At 58.1% G+C, this 17717-nt stretch carries 12 protein-coding genes; 11 read left to right on the forward strand and 1 reads right to left on the reverse strand.

All coding sequences use genetic code 11. The annotated features are described in order from the left end of the window. Window positions 1-1251: a malic enzyme-like NAD(P)-binding protein gene (locus A3709_RS16845; protein ID WP_066057208.1), complete on the forward strand. Its 1251-nt coding sequence runs from the start codon at window positions 1-3 to the stop codon at window positions 1249-1251. Between the two features lie 13 nt (window positions 1252-1264). On the opposite strand, the gene A3709_RS16850 is transcribed toward A3709_RS16845, so the two are convergent. Continuing rightward, window positions 1265-3775 (reverse strand): penicillin-binding protein 1A, encoded by a 2511-nt coding sequence (locus A3709_RS16850; RefSeq protein ID WP_066057210.1) that lies wholly within the window; start codon window positions 3773-3775, stop codon window positions 1265-1267. Window positions 3776-3950: 175 nt separating this feature from the next. On the opposite strand from A3709_RS16850, the gene A3709_RS16855 reads away from it, so the two are divergent. From A3709_RS16855 to hemE, 10 genes are all read left to right on the forward strand, one after another. Then, on the forward strand, window positions 3951-5015 hold the full coding sequence (locus A3709_RS16855; protein ID WP_066057213.1) for a pilus assembly protein PilM: 1065 nt from the start codon (window positions 3951-3953) through the stop codon (window positions 5013-5015). Next, entirely contained in the window at window positions 5015-5581 is a 567-nt protein-coding gene (locus A3709_RS16860) for a PilN domain-containing protein (protein WP_066057216.1), read from the forward strand. Before A3709_RS16855 ends, A3709_RS16860 begins: the two co-directional genes overlap by 1 nt. Window positions 5582-5583: 2 nt before the next feature. Then, entirely contained in the window at window positions 5584-6201 is a 618-nt protein-coding gene (locus A3709_RS16865) for a type 4a pilus biogenesis protein PilO (RefSeq protein ID WP_066057218.1), read from the forward strand. Next, complete coding sequence (locus A3709_RS16870; RefSeq protein ID WP_066057221.1) at window positions 6201-6731, forward strand: pilus assembly protein PilP; 531 nt, start codon at window positions 6201-6203, stop codon at window positions 6729-6731. The genes A3709_RS16865 and A3709_RS16870 overlap by 1 nt, the downstream gene beginning before the upstream one ends. 130 nt (window positions 6732-6861) lie before the next feature. Continuing rightward, a complete protein-coding gene (gene pilQ, locus A3709_RS16875) occupies window positions 6862-8904 on the forward strand; it encodes a type IV pilus secretin PilQ (RefSeq protein ID WP_231871220.1) in 2043 nt (680 codons plus the stop codon). Then, complete coding sequence (gene aroK / locus A3709_RS16880; RefSeq protein ID WP_082850170.1) at window positions 8904-9419, forward strand: shikimate kinase AroK; 516 nt, start codon at window positions 8904-8906, stop codon at window positions 9417-9419. The genes pilQ and aroK overlap by 1 nt, the downstream gene beginning before the upstream one ends. Window positions 9420-9487: 68 nt before the next feature. Next, window positions 9488-10576, forward strand: a complete 1089-nt coding sequence (gene aroB / locus A3709_RS16885) for a 3-dehydroquinate synthase (RefSeq protein ID WP_066057476.1) — start codon at window positions 9488-9490, stop codon at window positions 10574-10576. A 131-nt stretch (window positions 10577-10707) separates the two neighbouring features. Next, window positions 10708-15147 carry a glutamate synthase large subunit gene (gene gltB, locus A3709_RS16890; protein ID WP_066057227.1) on the forward strand — a complete coding sequence of 1480 codons (4440 nt, stop codon included), beginning with the start codon at window positions 10708-10710 and terminating at the stop codon, window positions 15145-15147. 12 nt (window positions 15148-15159) lie between these two features. Next, window positions 15160-16581, forward strand: coding sequence for an FAD-dependent oxidoreductase (locus tag A3709_RS16895; protein WP_066057230.1), 1422 nt, complete (start codon window positions 15160-15162; stop codon window positions 16579-16581). Between the two features lie 30 nt (window positions 16582-16611). Next, complete coding sequence (hemE, locus tag A3709_RS16900) at window positions 16612-17682, forward strand: uroporphyrinogen decarboxylase (protein ID WP_066057233.1); 1071 nt, start codon at window positions 16612-16614, stop codon at window positions 17680-17682. The last annotated feature ends 35 nt before the right edge of the window (window positions 17683-17717 follow it).

Genomic DNA, 17717 nt, shown 5'->3' on the forward strand with positions numbered 1-17717 from the left:
ATGTCAGAAGAGCTGATGCAAGATGCGTTGGATTACCATGCGCTGCCAACGCCCGGCAAAATCAGTGTGGAATTGACCACCCCCGCCGAAACCCAGCGAGACCTCTCACTTGCGTATTCACCCGGTGTCGCTGAGCCCTGCCGTGAAATCGCCGCCGATGTCGAGAACGCCTATCGCTATACCGGCAAGGGCAATCTTGTGGCGGTGATCAGCAACGGTACCGCTGTATTGGGCCTGGGCAATCTGGGCGCACTGGCCAGCAAGCCGGTGATGGAAGGCAAGGCGCTGCTGTTCAAACGTTTTGCGGGCATTAACTCCATCGATATTGAAGTTGAAACCGAAGATGCGGGCGAATTTATCGATACGGTTGCCCGTATTGCCACGACCTTTGGCGGCATTAACCTGGAAGACATCAAGGCGCCCGAGTGTTTTGAGATTGAGTCTGCGCTGATTGAGCGCTGCGATATTCCGGTATTTCACGATGATCAGCACGGTACCGCGATTGTGACCGCGGCCGGGCTCGTGAGCGCGCTGGAAATTCAAGGCAAGCGGATTGAAGACGCCGTAGTAACCTGCCTCGGTGCCGGTGCCGCAGCGATTGCCTGCATGCGCTTGCTGATCAGCCTCGGTGCGCGCCGGGAAAACATTTACATGCTGGACCGCCGCGGTGTGATTTATGAAGGCCGCGAAGGGGTGAACACCTACAAGCAGGAGTTCGCCAATCGCACCGACAAGCGCAGCCTGTCAGATGCCATCAGTGGTGCAGACGTCTTTATCGGCCTGTCCGGCGCTGATCTGCTCAGCCCGGAAATGCTGCTGTCCATGGCGGACCGCCCGGTGGTCTTTGCCTGTTCCAACCCCGACCCGGAGATTAAGCCGGAGCTGGCACTGGCGACCCGGGATGATCTGATTATAGCCACCGGCCGGTCGGACTACCCAAACCAGGTCAACAATGTGCTGGGCTTCCCCTTTATTTTCCGCGGCGCGCTGGATGTGCGTGCCAGCGCCATTAATGAAGAAATGAAGGTGGCGGCGGTACATGCGCTGTGCGACCTGGCCAGGGAACCTGTTGAGCAGGTTGTGCTCGATGCCTGTGGCGTGGAATCACTGGCGTTCGGGCCTGAGTACATCATACCCAAGCCCATGGACAGTCGTTTGCTGGGGCGCCTTGCGCCGGCGGTGGCGCGGGCAGCGGTTGAGTCGGGCGTCGCCCGGGTGGCGCTGCCGGAGGACTACGCGCCCACGCTCTGATTCAGGTTCGGGGTCAGAAAATATCCTGTACCAGATCGTCCGTGCCCTGACTCCCGGGGTTCAGGCTGTCGCCGTCCTTGCCGCTGGCAGGGACATGCTCCTGACGGAAGTACTCAAAGATTGCTGTGGGGTTTCGCGACCCTGCCAGCAGGCCCGTTTCCGGGTCGATTTTCACGTTGACGATACCCGGCGGTAGTGGGCGCTCCCGGTCTTCACTGTTTGCCAGCGCCAGGCGCATATAATCAATCCAGATGGGCAGCGCGGCGGTACCGCCAAATTCTCGGCGTCCGAGGGGGGTGTAGTTGTCGAAACCTACCCATGTCGTCGTGGCCACATCCTGGTTGTAGCCTGAGAACCAGGCGTCCATGGGACCATTGGTTGTGCCGGTCTTACCGGCGATGTTGCCCCGTTTCAGCACCAGGGCCCTGCGGCCGGTGCCCCGGGTAATCACGTCCTCGAGAATGCTGTTGAGGATGAAATTGGCCCTCTTTTCCATCACCCGCGGGGCGATCGGCGCCCGGTCAGCCGGCGCGGATTCCTGTGCCAGGATTTGCTCCATGCTCAGTTCCTCCAAGGACGCTTCCGTTGATTCAGGCTGGTCGCAGTCCCGGCACACCGTTAGCGGCTGTGCCTTGAAGACGGTTTCGCCGTGGAAATCATCGATGCGATCAATCAGGAAGGGTTCTACCTGATAACCGCCATTGGCAAGCATGGCATAGCCAGTGGCCACCTCTAGCGGGCTCATGGCGTGGGTGCCCAGCGCCAGCGACAGGTCGGGGGAAAAATCGGAGGTATCGAACCCGTAGCGATCGACCGCCGCAATCAGCTCGCGCACGCCCAGTTGTTGCAGCAGGCGAATCGACACCAGATTGCGGGATTTGGTCAGGGCCCAGCGCAAGCGGGTCGGTCCGTGAAAAACGCCGCTATCGTTTTCCGGGCGCCAGATATCTTCCAGTGAGCTGTCTTCCAGAACCACCGGTGCGTCGTTGATGATGCTGGCAGCGGTAAAGCCTGCTTCCATTGCGGCACCGTAGAGGAAGGGCTTGAAGTTGGAGCCTGGCTGACGCTGGGCCTGGGTGGCACGGTTGAATTTGCTCAGCTCAAAGCCCATACCGCCAACAATACTCAGGATGGCGCCGTTATCTGGTGCCAGGGCGACGAGCGCAGCCTGGGCGGCGGGCACCTGGGTCAGTTGCCAGGGTGGCTGGAGTGGTGCTGGGGGTGTGTCTGTGTCGCCGGCTTCAGGGTCTGCTTCCTCTGTCGGCGGCTCGGGCAATTCGCCCGCTACAACTCGAATCAGGTCGCCGGGGGTAAACAGTTCTGCGGGATTCTCGGGTTTGGAGCCGCGCCGATCTTCGGTGAGATAGGGGCGCGCGTCTGACATGCCGTTTTCCCAGAACAGCTCGCCCAGGGAGCCATCCCGGAATAGCAGGCTCACTTTGTCATCGAGGACCTCGGTGATAATGGCCGGTGTCTGCCAGGCGATGACAGGGATATCTGCCAGCGCATTGAGCCAGTATTCAGTGGCATCGACCTCCGCCTCCTCGGCAAGTGGGAAGCGCTGTTCCGGGCCGCGATAACCGTGGCGTTCATCGTAGGTGACCAGGCCGTTAATCAGGGCGCTGCGTGCCGTCTGCTGCAGCTCGCTGCTGATGGTGGTGTAAACATGGTAGCCATCGTTGTAGGCGTCCATACCATAGCGGTCGAGCATCTCCTGGCGGGCCATCTCGGCGGCGTAGTGGGCAGTAAAGCTCAACTGCGCGCCGTGCAGCGTGGCGCTGTCGATCTCGCTGCTGGCGGTATCGAACTGGGACTGGTCGATGTAGCCGAGGGTGAGCATGCGCCCCAGAATCCAGTCGCGCCGCTCTTTGCCCGCGGTGGGGCCGCTCACGGGGTTGTTCCGCGACGGCGCCTTGGGAATGCCCGCCAGCATGGCATGTTGGGCCAGACTCAGTTCGTCGATGCCCTTGCCGTAGTAAACCCTGGAGGCCGCCTCGAAACCGTAGGCCCGATGCCCCAGGAAGACCCGGTTGAAGTAAAGCTCGAATATCTCTTCTTTATCCAGGGCTCGCTCAATCTCGATTGCCAGCAGGATTTCGTTGAATTTGCGCATAAACGTCCTTTCCAGGGAGAGGAAGTAGTTGCGCGCGACCTGCATGGTCAGGGTACTGCCGCCTGAGCCCTTCTGGCCGGTGAGCACCAGTTCCGATACTGCGCGCCCCAGACCCATGAGATCGATGCCCTGGTGGCGGAAGAAGTTGTCGTCTTCCGCAGCGAGAAGTGCCTTGACGAACTGGTCGGGAATGTCGTCAAAAGGTAGCGGACTGCGCTTTTGTTCGCCGAACTGGCCGATCAGGTCGCCTTCGCGGGTGTAAACCCGCATCGGGGTCTGCAGTTTGACATCGCGCAGCGTTTCAACGTCAGGCAGGTTGGGGCTCAGGTATAAATAGATGCCGGCAAGCCCCCAGAGCCCGCCAAAGGCGCCGAGAAGGGTCATTCTCAGAAGAAAGTGGAGAAAGCTCATTTAATCTCTTTACAAAACAGGGGCTTGTTATATTTTTGTACGCAGGGGAGGGCATTCATTTGGTAATTATAGGCCTTTTTTTGGTTTGGATATAATTCCGACGATGTTATAACTACCAATTAATGTATCGGTGTATAAAAACATCCTAAGTTAGTGATACTGATAGGGAAAAAAGTTGCTTGGTCTAATAGGGAAAAGAAAGGCGACGCCGGTTCTGGGGCTTGATATCAGCTCGACAACGGTCAAGTTGCTTGAGTTGAGCTACTCAGGGAATCGCTACCGTGTAGAAAGCTACGCGGTAAGTTCGCTACCGCAGGACGCGGTCATCGAGAAGAATGTCAATGACGTTGACGGCGTAGCCAACGCCGTCCGCAACGTTGTTGCCCAGTCCAGAACCAAACTCAAAATTGCGGCTGCCGCCGTCTCCGGGTCGTCGGTCATCACCAAGATGATCGATATGCCCCAGGGGCTTAGTGAGGATGACATGGAGACCCAGCTGACGCTGGAGGCCGATCAGTATATCCCCTACCCCCTGGAAGAGGTGGCGATCGACTTCGAGGTGCAGGGCGATTCGCCCGAGCACCCCGGTCAGGTGGAAGTCTTGCTGGCGGCCTGTCGTCGCGAGACGATCGATGCCAGAGTAGACGCCCTTGACGGCGCGGATGTCACCGCCAAAATTGTCGATGTGGAAGCCTATGCGATGGAGCGGGCTTACTCGTTAATCAGCAGCCAGCTCGATCTGGATGGCGACGCCACGGTGGCGGTGGTCGATATCGGTGCCACCATGACCACGCTCAGTGTCTTGCACGGTGGCCAGACCATCTACACCCGCGAACAGCTTTTTGGCGGCAAGCAGCTGACTGATGAAATCATGCGCCGCTACGGCCTGCCCCTTGAAGAAGCGGGTCTTGCTAAGAAGCAGGGCGGTTTGCCCGACGATTACGAGCCTGAAGTACTCGAGCCTTTCAAAGACGCGGTCGTTCAGCAGGTGGCCCGATCCCTGCAGTTTTTCTTCTCGTCCAGTCAGTACAACGACGTGGACTACATTATCCTCGCCGGCGGGGTCTCCTCCATGGAGGGGCTGCCCGAATTGGTCCAGGAAAAACTCGGCACGCCCACCCAGGTGGCGAATCCTTTCGCTGACATGTCAATTTCGTCCAAGGTAAACGCCGTGGCCCTGAGCAGCGATGCGCCGGCCATGATGATTGCCTGCGGCCTTGCCCTGCGGAGTTTTGACTGATGGCGAAGATTAACTTACTCCCGTGGCGCGACGAGCGCCGCGCTGAACTCAAGCGCGATTTTCTGGTGACGTTGGCATTGGTGGCCCTGTTTGGAGCCAGTGTGGTGTTGCTGGCTGATCGGGTGGTGAATAACCAGATCGATAACCAGAAAGCGCGTAACTCGTATCTGACCCAGAACATTAAAGAGCTGGATAAACAGGTGCGCGAGATACGTGAGTTGCAGAAACGTCGCAACCAATTGATCGATAGAATGCGGGTCATTCAAGAGCTGCAGGGTACTCGCCCACTGATTGTTCGTGTGCTTGATCAGATAGTGCGTACAGTTCCTGATGGCGTTTTCTATACACGGCTGACGTCACAAGGGAAGAAGATATCGATTAATGGTATTGCAGAGTCTAACAATCGGGTGTCTAGCCTGATGAGGCGGTTGGATAACTCTGATTGGCTTACTCGCCCCAATCTCGACAAGGTGAAGGCGGCAACCAAATATGGTGATCAGGCGAACACGTTTAATCTGACCGTCAGGGTTCAGCCACCTAAAACCGAAAAAGAAGGGGAGTCCTAATCATGGCATTTGAAGATTCCATGCGCTCCCTGCGCGAATTCGATGTCAATGATCTAGATTTTGAGAACATTGGCAGTTGGCCATTTGCGATAAAATTCATCGTTTGGGTGCTTGTTTTAGCCGCGGTTATTGCTGGCGGTTACTACTACCACATCGAAGATCTACAAAAACGCTTGGCCAAAGAAGAGCAGCGAGAGCAGAAACTAAAGAAGGATTTTGAAAAGAAAGCGTTTCAAGCGGCGAACCTCGATGCTTACCGTAAGCAATTGGCCGAGATGGAGGAGACTTTCGGAGCGCTGGTAAGCCAGTTGCCCAGCGATACAGAGGTGCCTGGCCTGCTGGAAGATATCACCAACAAGGGCCTGCTAAATGGCCTAGCAATTTCCAGCATCGATTTAAAATCAGAGCGTGCGCGTGAATTTTATGTTGAGTTGCCCATCGCTATCCAGGCGTCCGGCTCTTACCATGATTTGGGCGCCTTTGTGAGTGGTTTGGCGGCGCTGCCCCGGATCGTGACCTTGCATGATTTCAATATCTCTAGCACTGGAGGCAATGCGAACAACCTCAAGATGAGCATTACTGCCAAGACTTATCGCTACCGTGATGGGGGTGCAAATTAATGAAATCCCTCAAAAAAATAAGTTTTGTGGCTTTGTTGCCTGTGTTGCTCGCGGGCTGTAGTGGACCTGATTTTGCTGATCTCGATGCATTTATGGACCAAAAGCGGGCGCGCCCAGGCGGAGTTATTGAGCCGATACCGACCTTTAAGGCTTACGAGGCTTTTGGCTATAGCGCGACAACGTTACGTAGCCCCTTTGAGCGACCAATCGAAGTTCGAGATATTGCTCAGCTGCAAGCCGTCAGCGCAATTAAGCCTGATGAGAACAGAGCCAAAGAATTCCTGGAGCAATTTACCTTCGACTCCCTGCGTATGGTGGGCACCCTGGATGGGCGCGAAGCCAACTGGGTTTTGATTCGCGACCCGCAGGGCGGGGTGCATCGCGTGTCTATTGGTAATTATCTGGGACGTCATCACGGCAAGATCGTGGAAACCACCGACACCTATGTGGCCGTGGTCGAGATCGTGAGTGACGGCAGTGCAGACGGCTGGGTAGAACGGCCGCGATCAATTAAGTTATCCGGCATTTAAGCCGGGGCCATGGGTGATTGCCATGTCAATTAAAAAACAAATTCTGGGGACAAAGGCCGTGGGCAAAGGAAGAATGACAACAGGGAAATGGTTGCGACCGGTCGCAGGCGTCGTATTAGGCGCGTTTGCGATGGCCGTCCAGGCGGAGCCGATTATTCAGGACATCGAGTTCAGCTCGCGCCCGGGCAGCAAATTTGAGGTGCGACTGGATTTCAATGAGCCGCCCCCCGAGGCCAAGGCTTATACCATTGAGAAGCCGGCGCGTATCGCCATGGATTTCCCCGGCGCGAGCTCTAAGCTGGAGCGCAAGCGCTACTCCCTGCCCTATGGTAATGCCACGGGTGTGGTGGTGCTGGAGTCCGGCGATCGCACCCGGATGGTGGTGAACCTGGTCAAGCTGGTGCCCTACGAGACGCGTGTTGAGGGCAACAGCATGTACCTGGTGGTTGGCCAGGATGGCGACGATTATCTCAAGCCTGCCTCCGATCCGAATCGATTGCCCACTGAGGTGACCCCGGTGGCTGATGTGGACTCAGAAATCAGCGATTTGCAATTTCAGCGCACAGCTGAAGGCGAGGGCCGTCTGACCCTGGCGCTGACCGACCCTTCGGTGGACGTGAACGTGTTCAGCGAGGCGGGAGATATCAAGCTGCAGTTTGTCGACACCAATGTGCCCGAACGACTGATGCGCCGCTTTGATGTGACCGACTTTGCCACACCGGTGCAGAGTGTGGACGTCAATACCACTGAGCGCGGCGCGACGCTGACACTGAAGACGGCCGGTGATTTCGATTACCTGGCCTACCAGACGAATAACGAGTATGTGCTGAGTGTGAAGCCCCTGACCCCGAAAGAGGTTGAGGAGCGTCGCAACGAGTTCGCCTATGTGGGCGATCGGATCTCCCTGAACTTCCAGGATATTGAAGTGCGCGCGGTACTGCAGCTGATTGCCGACTTCACCGAAATGAACCTGGTGGCCAGTGACACGGTTCGCGGTCGGATTACCCTGCGTCTGCAAAACGTACCCTGGGACCAGGCACTGGAGCTGGTGCTAAAAACCAAAGGCCTGGACAAGCGTATGGTCGGTAACGTTCTCATGGTAGCCCCGGCTGCCGAAATTGCGGAGCGCGAGCGCCAGGAAATCGAAGCGAACAAGCAGATTGCGGAACTGGCGCCGTTGGTCTCTGAGTTTGTCCGCATTCGTTATGCGAAAGCAGCAGATATTACGAAATTGTTCAAGGCCGGCTCTGAAGAGGGCGGCAGTCTGCTGTCATCTCGCGGCTCCGTGGTTGTGGATGGTCGCACCAACTCTCTCATCATTACTGACACCGCGAATAAGATGCAGGAAATTCGCAATCTCATCGAGTTGGTGGATATTCCCGTGCGCCAGGTGATGATCGAGTCACGCATTGTCATTGCCCAGTCTGACCTGACTCAGAACCTTGGTATTGAGTGGGGCGGCGGCTACATCGAGCCTGACCTGAATGGCAATATTGGCTCGATCTCCGGTGATACGGCCAACGTGGCTGCGCTTAACCAGTCCATCATCAACGGTACGACGCCTAGTGTGTCCTATCCGGGTGCCCTGCTGGTTGACCTGGGTGTGGCCAGTACCAGTGGCTTTGCGGTGGGCTTCACCAGTGACGACCTGTTCCTGACAGCGGAGCTGTCAGCCCTGGAAGCGGCCGGTGAAGGTGAAGTGGTCTCCCAGCCGAAGGTTATTACCGGCGACAAGCAGCAGGCCAATATCAAGTCGGGTACCGAGATTCCCTACCAGGAAGCTTCTGCCTCCGGTGCGACATCGACTTCCTTTAAGGAAGCGGTACTGGAGCTGGATGTGACCCCAAGTATTACCCCGGACGATCGCATCATGCTCGACCTGGTGATCAAGCAGGATTCCGTGGGCGAACTCGTGCCCTCCGGTCGCGGCGGTTTTATACCCTCGATTGATACAACGGAACTGAACAGCCAGGTGCTGGTAGGCAATGGCGAGACGGTTGTGCTCGGCGGTGTCTTCAAGACCGAAGATCTGGAATCCGTGAACAAGGTGCCGTTCTTTGGAGACATTCCCTACGTGGGCGCGTTCTTCCGCAGCACCTCGATTTCCAAGACCAAGACAGAGACCCTGATCTTCATCACGCCGAAGATTCTCGCGGACACTCTGCTCGACTAATGCCCCTCAATCGCGTTTTCCTTGTCGGCCCCATGGGGGCCGGCAAGTCCACCATTGGCAAGTACCTCGCCGACCACCTCAAGCTCCAGTTTGCCGACACCGATACCGAGATTGAAGCGCGTACCGGCGCTGATATCCCGTGGATTTTTGACGTGGAAGGTGAGGAAGGCTTTCGCGATCGCGAGCAGCAGGTGGTGGAGGAAATGACTCTTTGGGACGATGTGGTGTTGGCCACTGGCGGTGGCGTGGTCATGCGGCCTGAAAACCGTCGGGCGCTGGGTGCCCGCGGCTATGTCATCTATCTCTATGCCTCACTCGATGAGCAGGTGCGCAGGACGCGCAAGGACCGCAAGCGCCCGTTGCTGCAAACCGGTGACCCGGAGCAGGTACTGCGCGACCTGTTTGCCATTCGCGATCCGTTTTACCGGGAAATCGCCGATCATGTCATTGAAACCGACGGTTGCAGTCCTCGCACGGTTGCCCAGCGCCTGGTCAAGCAGCTGGCTGGCAACTAGGCAGTGGCGCTCCGGGGGCTTATCATGCTTCCCCGATTTTCAATTGAGGTTTTGCCGTGTCCCTGATTATGCACACGCTTCACGTCGACCTGGGTGAGCGTAGCTACCCTGTTTATATTGGTCGTGACCTGCTGTCCGACCCGGCACTGATGGGTCCGCATATCCATGGCTACCAGGTGGTGGTGGTGAGTAACGACACCGTGGCGCCGCTATTCATGGACAAGCTGCGCACTGCCGTGGGTGAGCGCAGCCTGGTGACCGAGGTTATTCTGCCCGATGGTGAGGCGTTCAAGACGCTGGAGACCTTGAACGGGATCTTCGATCACATCATGGCAGACCGCCACAGTCGCACCACGACATTGATCGCCCTCGGCGGCGGTGTGGTGGGTGATATTACCGGCTTTGCCGCAGCCTGCTATCAGCGGGGCGTGAACTTTATTCAGGTGCCCACCACTCTGCTGGCCCAGGTAGATTCCTCGGTGGGGGGCAAAACCGCCGTTAATCATCCCCAGGGCAAGAACATGATTGGCGCGTTCTACCAGCCCCAGGCGGTGCTGATCGATACCAATACGCTGCAGTCGCTGCCGCCGCGGGAGTTTGCTGCCGGGCTAGCGGAAGTGGTGAAGTACGGCCTGATTTGTGATGAGCCTTTTTATCGCTGGATTCAGGCCAATGCCGCCAAGTTGCTCGCGCGTGAAGAGGCGGCTCTGGCCGAGGCGATCGAGCGCAGCTGTGCATGCAAGGCGGCGGTGGTCGCCGCCGATGAGCGCGAAGGGGGTATTCGCGCTATTCTCAACCTTGGTCACACGTTTGGCCACGCGATAGAAACGGCTCAGGGTTACGGCAACTGGTTGCACGGCGAAGCCGTTGCCACGGGTATGCTGCTGGCGCTGGAAATGTCGGCCCGGCGCGGGTCAATCGCAGCTGCGGAGGTGGATGCGTTTCGCGAGCTGCTTGTGCAGATGAACCTGCCGGTAGCGCAGCCGGCAGATATGAGCCCGGCGCAATTTCTGGATTTGATGGGCCGCGACAAGAAAGTCGTCGACGGCAGGCTGCGGCTGGTGTTGTTGACTGCCATCGGCGAGGCACAGATTGTCGACGATGCCGCAGAAGCTGAAATTCTCGCCCTGCTGGAGTCATTCCCGCGGGGAACCTGACGGTCAGTGGTGGAAGTTTGTCCACCACAGGCCATCTGTGTAAAATAACCACCCCCTTTTGCCCCGAGCTGAGTTTCATGGCTGGGGTTTCGGTGTAACTTGTTGTTTTCAATAGATATTCTGGACTTACTATGAACGCAGGCCTGTATAGACCTGAAGAGTTCCGCGACAACTGCGGCTTTGGTTTGATCGCCCACACCTCTGGCGAAGCCAGCCACCGCCTGCTGCAGACCGCTATTGAATCTCTGACCTGCATGACTCACCGCGGCGGTATTGCCGCAGATGGCAAGACAGGTGACGGTTGTGGCCTGTTGTTGCAAATGCCGCGTCAGTTCATGGCCACCCTGGCGCAGGAGTTGTTCGGCGCCACCCTCTCTGACATGTTTGCCGTGGGCCAGATCTTCCTGAGCCGCGACGCCGAGGCCGCCCAGGCCGCAAGGGCTGCCACAGAAGTCGCCCTGACTGATCAGGGCCTGACGGTGATTGGTTGGCGCGAAGTGCCCACCGATGACTCTGTGTGCGGTGAAATCGCGCTGGAGACCCTGCCCCGGATTGAGCAGGTGTTTATCGATGCGGCGGGCCTGACCGATGTCGAGCTGTCCACCAAGTTGTTTGTCGCCCGACGCAAGGCGGAAATGGCCTGCGAGCAGGACGAGGATTATTACATTGCCAGCCTGTCCGGGCGGGTGATTTCCTACAAAGGCCTGGTCATGCCGGTGGATCTGCCGAAGTTCTACCAGGACCTGGCGGACGAACGGCTCGAAACCGCCATCTGTGTGTTCCACCAGCGTTTTTCTACCAACACCATGCCCAAGTGGCCGTTGGCCCAGCCCTTCCGCCTGTTGGCGCATAACGGTGAAATCAACACCATTGAGGGTAACCGCAACTGGGCCGAGGCCCGCACCGCGTGTTTCGAGACCGAGCGTCTGCCCAATATCAAGGACATTGCGCCGCTGGTGAATCGCACCGGCTCCGACTCATCCAGTATGGATAACATGCTCGATGTGCTGCTCACCGGCGGTGTCGACATGGCCCGGGCCCTGCGCATGCTGATTCCGCCCGCGTGGCAGAACATGGAGTTGATGGATCCCGACCTCAAGGCATTCTACGAATACCACTCCATGCACATGGAGCCCTGGGATGGCCCCGCCGGACTGGTACTGACCGATGGTCGCTACGCCGTCTGTATGCTCGATCGCAACGGCCTGCGCCCGGCGCGCTGGGTCAAAACCAAAGACGGGTTTATTACTCTGGCTTCAGAGATCGGCACCTACGATTACAAGCCTGAAGACGTTGTCGCCAAGGGCCGGGTTGGCCCCGGGCAGATGATGATGGTCGACACCCAGACCGGTGAGCTGCTGCAGACTGAGGACATTGATAATCGCCTCAAGAATGCCCAGCCCTACAAGCGCTGGTTGAAAGAAAAGGCCCAGCGCATTGAGGGGACCTTCGGCAGCGAGATGATTTCCGGGATTGAGCGCGCGCAGCTCGATGCCTATATGAAAATGTTCCAGGTGAGCTTTGAAGAGCGCGACCAGGTGCTGCGGCCGCTGGCGGAGTCCGGTAACGAGGCCGTGGGCTCCATGGGCGATGACACGCCCATGGCGGTACTGTCCCGCAAAGAGCGCTCACTGTACGACTACTTCCGCCAGAAATTTGCCCAGGTGACCAACCCGCCGATCGATCCGCTGCGCGAAACGATTGTGATGTCACTGGAGACGGACCTGGGTGGCGAGAAAAACCTGTTCCACGAGGGGCCGGAGCACGCGGATCGGGTGATCCTGACCTCACCGGTGCTGTCCCAGGGTAAATTCACCACCCTGCTAAATCTCGACCGGCCCGGCTTCCAGCCGCGCAAAATCGACTGCACCTACAATCCCGACGAGATGAGTCTGGAGCAGGGTGTACGCCAGGTGATTGCCGAGGCAGAGAGCGCAGTGAATAGCGGTAGCACGATTCTGGTGTTGTCCGATCGCGAGATCGAAAAAGGTCGCCTGCCCATTCATAGCATGCTGACCACCGGCGCGGTGCACCATGCGCTAATCAAGCTGGGGCTGCGCGCGGAATGCAACATCGTGGTGGAGACTGCCAGTGCGCGGGATTCACATCAGATTGCGTGTCTGCTCGGCTTTGGCGCCACTGCTGTGTACCCATACCTCGCCTATAGTGTTCTCGAAGAGTTGATTCGCTGCGGTGAAGTGCTGGGCGAGCCCAGCATTTGCTACAAGAACTACCGCAAGGGCATTAACAAAGGTCTGCTGAAGATTATGTCCAAAATGGGCATTTCAGCGGTCAGCTCTTACCGGGGCGCCCAGCTGTTTGAGGCGGTTGGTCTCGCCCGCGAAGTGGTTGACCTGTCATTCTGTGGTGTGGCCTCGCGTATTGAAGGCTCGGGTTTTTCCGAGTTGGAGGCGGAGCAACAGCTCCTCGCCAAGCGCGCCTGGACGCCGCGCAAGACGATCGAACAGGGCGGTCTGCTCAAGTATGTGCACGGCCAGGAATACCACGCCTACAACCCCGACGTGGTGATGTCCCTGCAGCAGGCGGTCGCCAGTGGCGACTATGCGGACTACCAGCGCTACGCCGCGCTGGTTAATGAGCGCCCCGTTGCCACGTTGCGCGATCTGCTGCGTCCGGTAGAGGGTGCAGGCATTGATATCAACGAGGTTGAGCCGGTGGAGAACATTCTGCCGCGCTTTGACTCGGCCGGCATGAGCCTGGGGGCGTTGAGCCCGGAGGCCCACGAGGCGCTGGCAGCGGCCATGAACCGCATGGGTGCGCGCTCCAACTCCGGTGAAGGCGGCGAAGATCCGATCCGCTATGGCACCGAGCGCATGTCCAAGATCAAGCAGATCGCCTCGGGCCGTTTTGGTGTGACCCCACACTACCTTGTGAATGCCGAAGTACTGCAGATCAAGGTGGCCCAGGGCGCGAAGCCAGGCGAGGGCGGTCAGCTCCCCGGCGGCAAGGTGAACGACCTGATTGCACGCCTGCGCTACTCCGTGCCCGGCGTTACCCTGATTTCTCCGCCGCCGCATCACGATATTTATTCGATTGAGGATCTGGCCCAGCTGATCTTTGACCTCAAGCAGGTTAACCCGGACGCGCTGGTGTCAGTGAAGCTGGTCTCCGAGCCCGGGGTGGGCACGATTGCCGCAGGCGTGGCCAAGGCCTACGCCGACCTCATTACCATTTCCGGATACGATGGCGGCACGGCAGCAAGCCCGTTGACGTCGATCCGCTATGCAGGCTCGCCCTTCGAGCTCGGCCTTGCCGAAGTGCAGCAAACCCTGCGCGGCAACAACCTGCGCGGCGCAATCCGCCTGCAGGCAGACGGTGGCCTCAAGACCGGCCTGGATGTGATCAAGGCCGCTATCCTGGGCGCCGAGAGCTTTGGTTTCGGCACCGGTCCCATGGTTGCCCTGGGTTGTAAGTACCTGCGTATCTGTCACCTGAACAACTGCGCCACCGGTGTCGCCACCCAGCACCAGAAGCTGCGTGACGACCACTTCAACGGCACGGTTGAAATGGTGATGAATTTCTTCACCTTTATTGCCATGGAGACCCGCGAGTGGTTGGCGCGCCTGGGTGTGCGCTCGCTCGAGGAGTTGATCGGACGCACTGATCTGCTCGAGGCCCTGCCGGGTGACACCGACAAACAGACCCGCCTCGACCTGGCGCCTATTCTGCACAAAGACGATGACGCTGCTGGACAGCCTGAGTTCTGCCAGGTGTCCTCTAACGATCCCTTCGACAAGGGTGAGAAGGCCGAGGAGATGGTCGCCGCGACGCTGGCAAACATTGAAGCCAACCAGGGCGGCGAGTTTGCGTTCGAGGTATGTAACTGCGACCGCTCCATTGGTGCGCGACTCTCCGGCGAAATTGCCAAGCGCTATGGCAATGAAGGTATGGAAACCAATCCACTGGTGCTGCGCCTGACTGGTACCGCGGGCCAGAGCTTTGGCGTCTGGAACGCCGGCGGCCTGCACATGTACCTCGAAGGTGATTCCAACGACTATGTGGGCAAAGGTATGGCCGGCGGTAAGCTAGTGATCTACCCGCCCCGCGTCAGTGAATTCAAGTCACAGGAAACGTCGATTATCGGCAACACCTGCCTGTATGGCGCCACTGGCGGCCGCCTGTTCGCTGCCGGCATTGCCGGCGAGCGCTTTGCGGTGCGCAACTCCGGTGCCCACGCCGTCGTCGAAGGCGCGGGCGACCACTGCTGTGAATACATGACTGGCGGTAACGTCACCGTACTGGGCCCCACCGGGGTCAACTTCGGCGCTGGCATGACAGGCGGATTCGCCTACGTGCTGGATATGGATCGCACCTTTATCGACAAATACAACAGCGAGCTGGTGGAGATTCACCGGGTCAGCGCTGAGTATATGGAGCCCTATCGCAACCACCTGCGTGGCAATATTCGCGAGTTTGTTGAAGAAACAGGTTCGGAGTGGGGCACTCATTTGTTGGACAACTTTGAAGATTATGTTGGCAAGTTCTGGCTGGTTAAGCCCAAGGCGGCGGAGTTTGATGCTCTGCTGTCGCGCCTGCGTAACACCGACTAGTGGTAACGGATTATGAGTAATCGCCTGGCAAACAATTTCCAGTTTATCGATGTCGGTCGTAACGACCCCGACAAAAAAGCGCTGCAGTCGCGCAAGTCAGAGTACGTCGAAATCTACAACCCTTACTCCAAGGATCAGGTTGCCGAGCAATCGCATCGCTGCCTGGAGTGCGGTAACCCCTACTGTGAATGGAAGTGTCCGGTGCACAATTTCATTCCCAACTGGCTCAAGCTGGTATCCGAAGGCAACTTGTTTGAGGCGGCAGAGCTGTCCCACCAGACCAACACCCTCCCTGAGGTATGTGGTCGGGTATGCCCGCAGGATCGTCTGTGCGAAGGGGCATGCACACTTAACGACGGCTTTGGCGCTGTCACCATTGGTGCCTCTGAGAAATACATTACCGATACCGCACTCGCCATGGGCTGGCGTCCCGATCTTTCCGATGTGGTCGACACCGGAAAAAAGGTGGCCATTATCGGTGCTGGTCCGGCGGGACTGGGCTGTGCCGATATTCTGGCTCGCAATGGCGTGAAAGCGGTGGTGTTTGATCGCTATCCAGAAATTGGCGGTCTGCTGACCTTTGGTATTCCCGAGTTCAAGCTTGAGAAAGAAGTGATGGTGCGCCGTCGTGAGGTATTCGAGGGCATGGGTATTGAGTTCCGCCTCAATACCGAGATCGGTACCGACGTGCAGATCAGCGAGCTGCTCGAGCAGTATGACGCTGTGTTTATGGGCATGGGCACTTACACCTACATGAAAGGCGGCTTCCCCGGAGAAGATTTGCCCGGTGTCTATGAAGCACTGCCCTACCTGGTGGGCAACGTGAACCACAATTTGGGCTTCGAACAGGACTCCGACGCCTATATCAATCTGCGCGGCAAGCGTGTCATCGTACTCGGTGGTGGTGATACGGCCATGGACTGTGTGCGCACCGCGGTTCGCCAGGGCGCCGACAAAGTCATCTGCGCCTATCGTCGTGACGAAGAGAATATGCCCGGCTCGCGCCGCGAGGTGAAGAATGCCTGTGAAGAGGGCGTTGAGTTCCTGTACAACCGTCAACCGATTGAGGTGGTTGAGTACTTCGGCCAGGCCTGTGGCATTAAAGTGGTGACCACAGAGCTGGGTGAGGCAGATGCCGATGGCCGCCGTCGCCCGCAGCCCATTGCCGGCTCTGAGGAAGTGCTCGAAGCGGATACGGTCATTGTCGCCTTCGGCTTCCAGCCCAGCCCGCCTGAATGGTTGGGTGATGTGAGTGTTGAACTCAACCACTGGCAGGGCGTGGTCGCTGAGGAAGAGCAGACCTTTAAGTTCCAGACTAGCAACCCGAAAATTTTTGCCGGTGGCGATATGGTTCGCGGCTCCGACCTGGTGGTGACTGCCATCTGGGAAGGTCGTCAGGCAGCTGAAGGCATTCTCGACTACCTGGACGTTTAAGGCGCCTATTCGCGCCAGCAGGACGCACTGATGACTGAACTTAAAAACGACCGTTTTCTGCGCGCACTGCTGCGCCAGCCGGTAGATCGCACCCCCATCTGGATGATGCGTCAGGCCGGTCGTTATCTGCCTGAATACCGCGCGACCCGCCAGCAGGCGGGCTCGTTTCTGGATTTGTGCAAAAACGCAGAGCTGGCATGTGAAGTGACCATGCAGCCCCTGCGCCGCTATCCCATGGATGCGGCCATTCTATTTTCCGACATCCTCACCGTCCCCGATGCACTGGGCCTGGGCCTTTATTTTGAAGAGGGCGAAGGGCCGAAGTTTCACAAGACTGTGCGCAGCGAAGCCGATCTCAATGGCCTGAATGCGATTATCGCCGAAGATGATCTCGGCTATGTCATGAATGCCGTGAGCACCATTCGGCAAGAGCTAAACGGCAAGGTCCCCTTGATCGGTTTTTCAGGCAGTCCCTGGACACTCGCGACTTACATGGTTGAAGGCGGCTCCTCCAAGGACTTCGCCAATGTGAAAGCCATGGCTTACGACAAGCCGGAGTTAATGCACGCGTTATTGTCGCTGCTGGCCGATGCCGTGGCCGACTATCTTGCAGCCCAGATTCGCGCGGGTGCACAGGCGGTGCAAATTTTCGATACCTGGGGTGGTAGCCTCAGTGCCGCTGCCTACAAAGAGTTCTCGCTCAAGTACATGCAGCGGGTGATTTCCCGCCTGCCCCGGGAGGCAGACGGCCGCAAGGTGCCGGTGATTGTATTTACCAAAGGCGGTGGTCAGTGGTTGAACACCATTGCTGAGTGCGGCGCCGACGGTGTCGGCATTGATTGGACAACGGATATCGCCACTGCCCGGGTGCTGGTGGGTGGCAGAGTCGCACTGCAGGGCAATATGGACCCTGCCATGCTGCACGCATCTCCTGCGCGCATCCGTGAAGAAGTCGCGTCTATTCTGGCAGGTTTCGGCCATGGCACAGGCCATGTCTTCAACCTGGGGCACGGTATTACCCCGGGGATTAACCCTGACCACGTCACGGCGTTTGTCGACGCCGTGGTGGAGTTATCACCGCAGTACCACCTGGCGGATTAGCGCCGCTCTGATCCTGCGCTAGCGTGCCGCTGCTT

Origin of the sequence: Halioglobus sp. HI00S01, assembly GCF_001635445.1 — a bacterium.
Taxonomy (GTDB): Bacteria; Pseudomonadota; Gammaproteobacteria; order Pseudomonadales; family Halieaceae; genus Halioglobus; species Halioglobus japonicus.

Bases quoted from the DNA above. Each gene is read 5' to 3' on its own strand.
- A3709_RS16845 (WP_066057208.1), top strand. From the start codon at position 1: ATGTCAGAAGAGCTGATGCAAGATGCGTTGGATTACCATGCGCTGCCA.
- A3709_RS16850 (WP_066057210.1), bottom strand. From the start codon at position 3,775: ATGAGCTTTCTCCACTTTCTTCTGAGAATGACCCTTCTCGGCGCCTTT.
- A3709_RS16860 (WP_066057216.1), top strand. From the start codon at position 5,015: ATGGCGAAGATTAACTTACTCCCGTGGCGCGACGAGCGCCGCGCTGAA.
- A3709_RS16865 (WP_066057218.1), top strand. From the start codon at position 5,584: ATGGCATTTGAAGATTCCATGCGCTCCCTGCGCGAATTCGATGTCAAT.
- A3709_RS16870 (WP_066057221.1), top strand. From the start codon at position 6,201: ATGAAATCCCTCAAAAAAATAAGTTTTGTGGCTTTGTTGCCTGTGTTG.
- pilQ (WP_231871220.1), top strand. From the start codon at position 6,862: ATGGCCGTCCAGGCGGAGCCGATTATTCAGGACATCGAGTTCAGCTCG.
- aroK (WP_082850170.1), top strand. From the start codon at position 8,904: ATGCCCCTCAATCGCGTTTTCCTTGTCGGCCCCATGGGGGCCGGCAAG.
- aroB (WP_066057476.1), top strand. From the start codon at position 9,488: ATGCACACGCTTCACGTCGACCTGGGTGAGCGTAGCTACCCTGTTTAT.
- gltB (WP_066057227.1), top strand. From the start codon at position 10,708: ATGAACGCAGGCCTGTATAGACCTGAAGAGTTCCGCGACAACTGCGGC.
- A3709_RS16895 (WP_066057230.1), top strand. From the start codon at position 15,160: ATGAGTAATCGCCTGGCAAACAATTTCCAGTTTATCGATGTCGGTCGT.
- hemE (WP_066057233.1), top strand. From the start codon at position 16,612: ATGACTGAACTTAAAAACGACCGTTTTCTGCGCGCACTGCTGCGCCAG.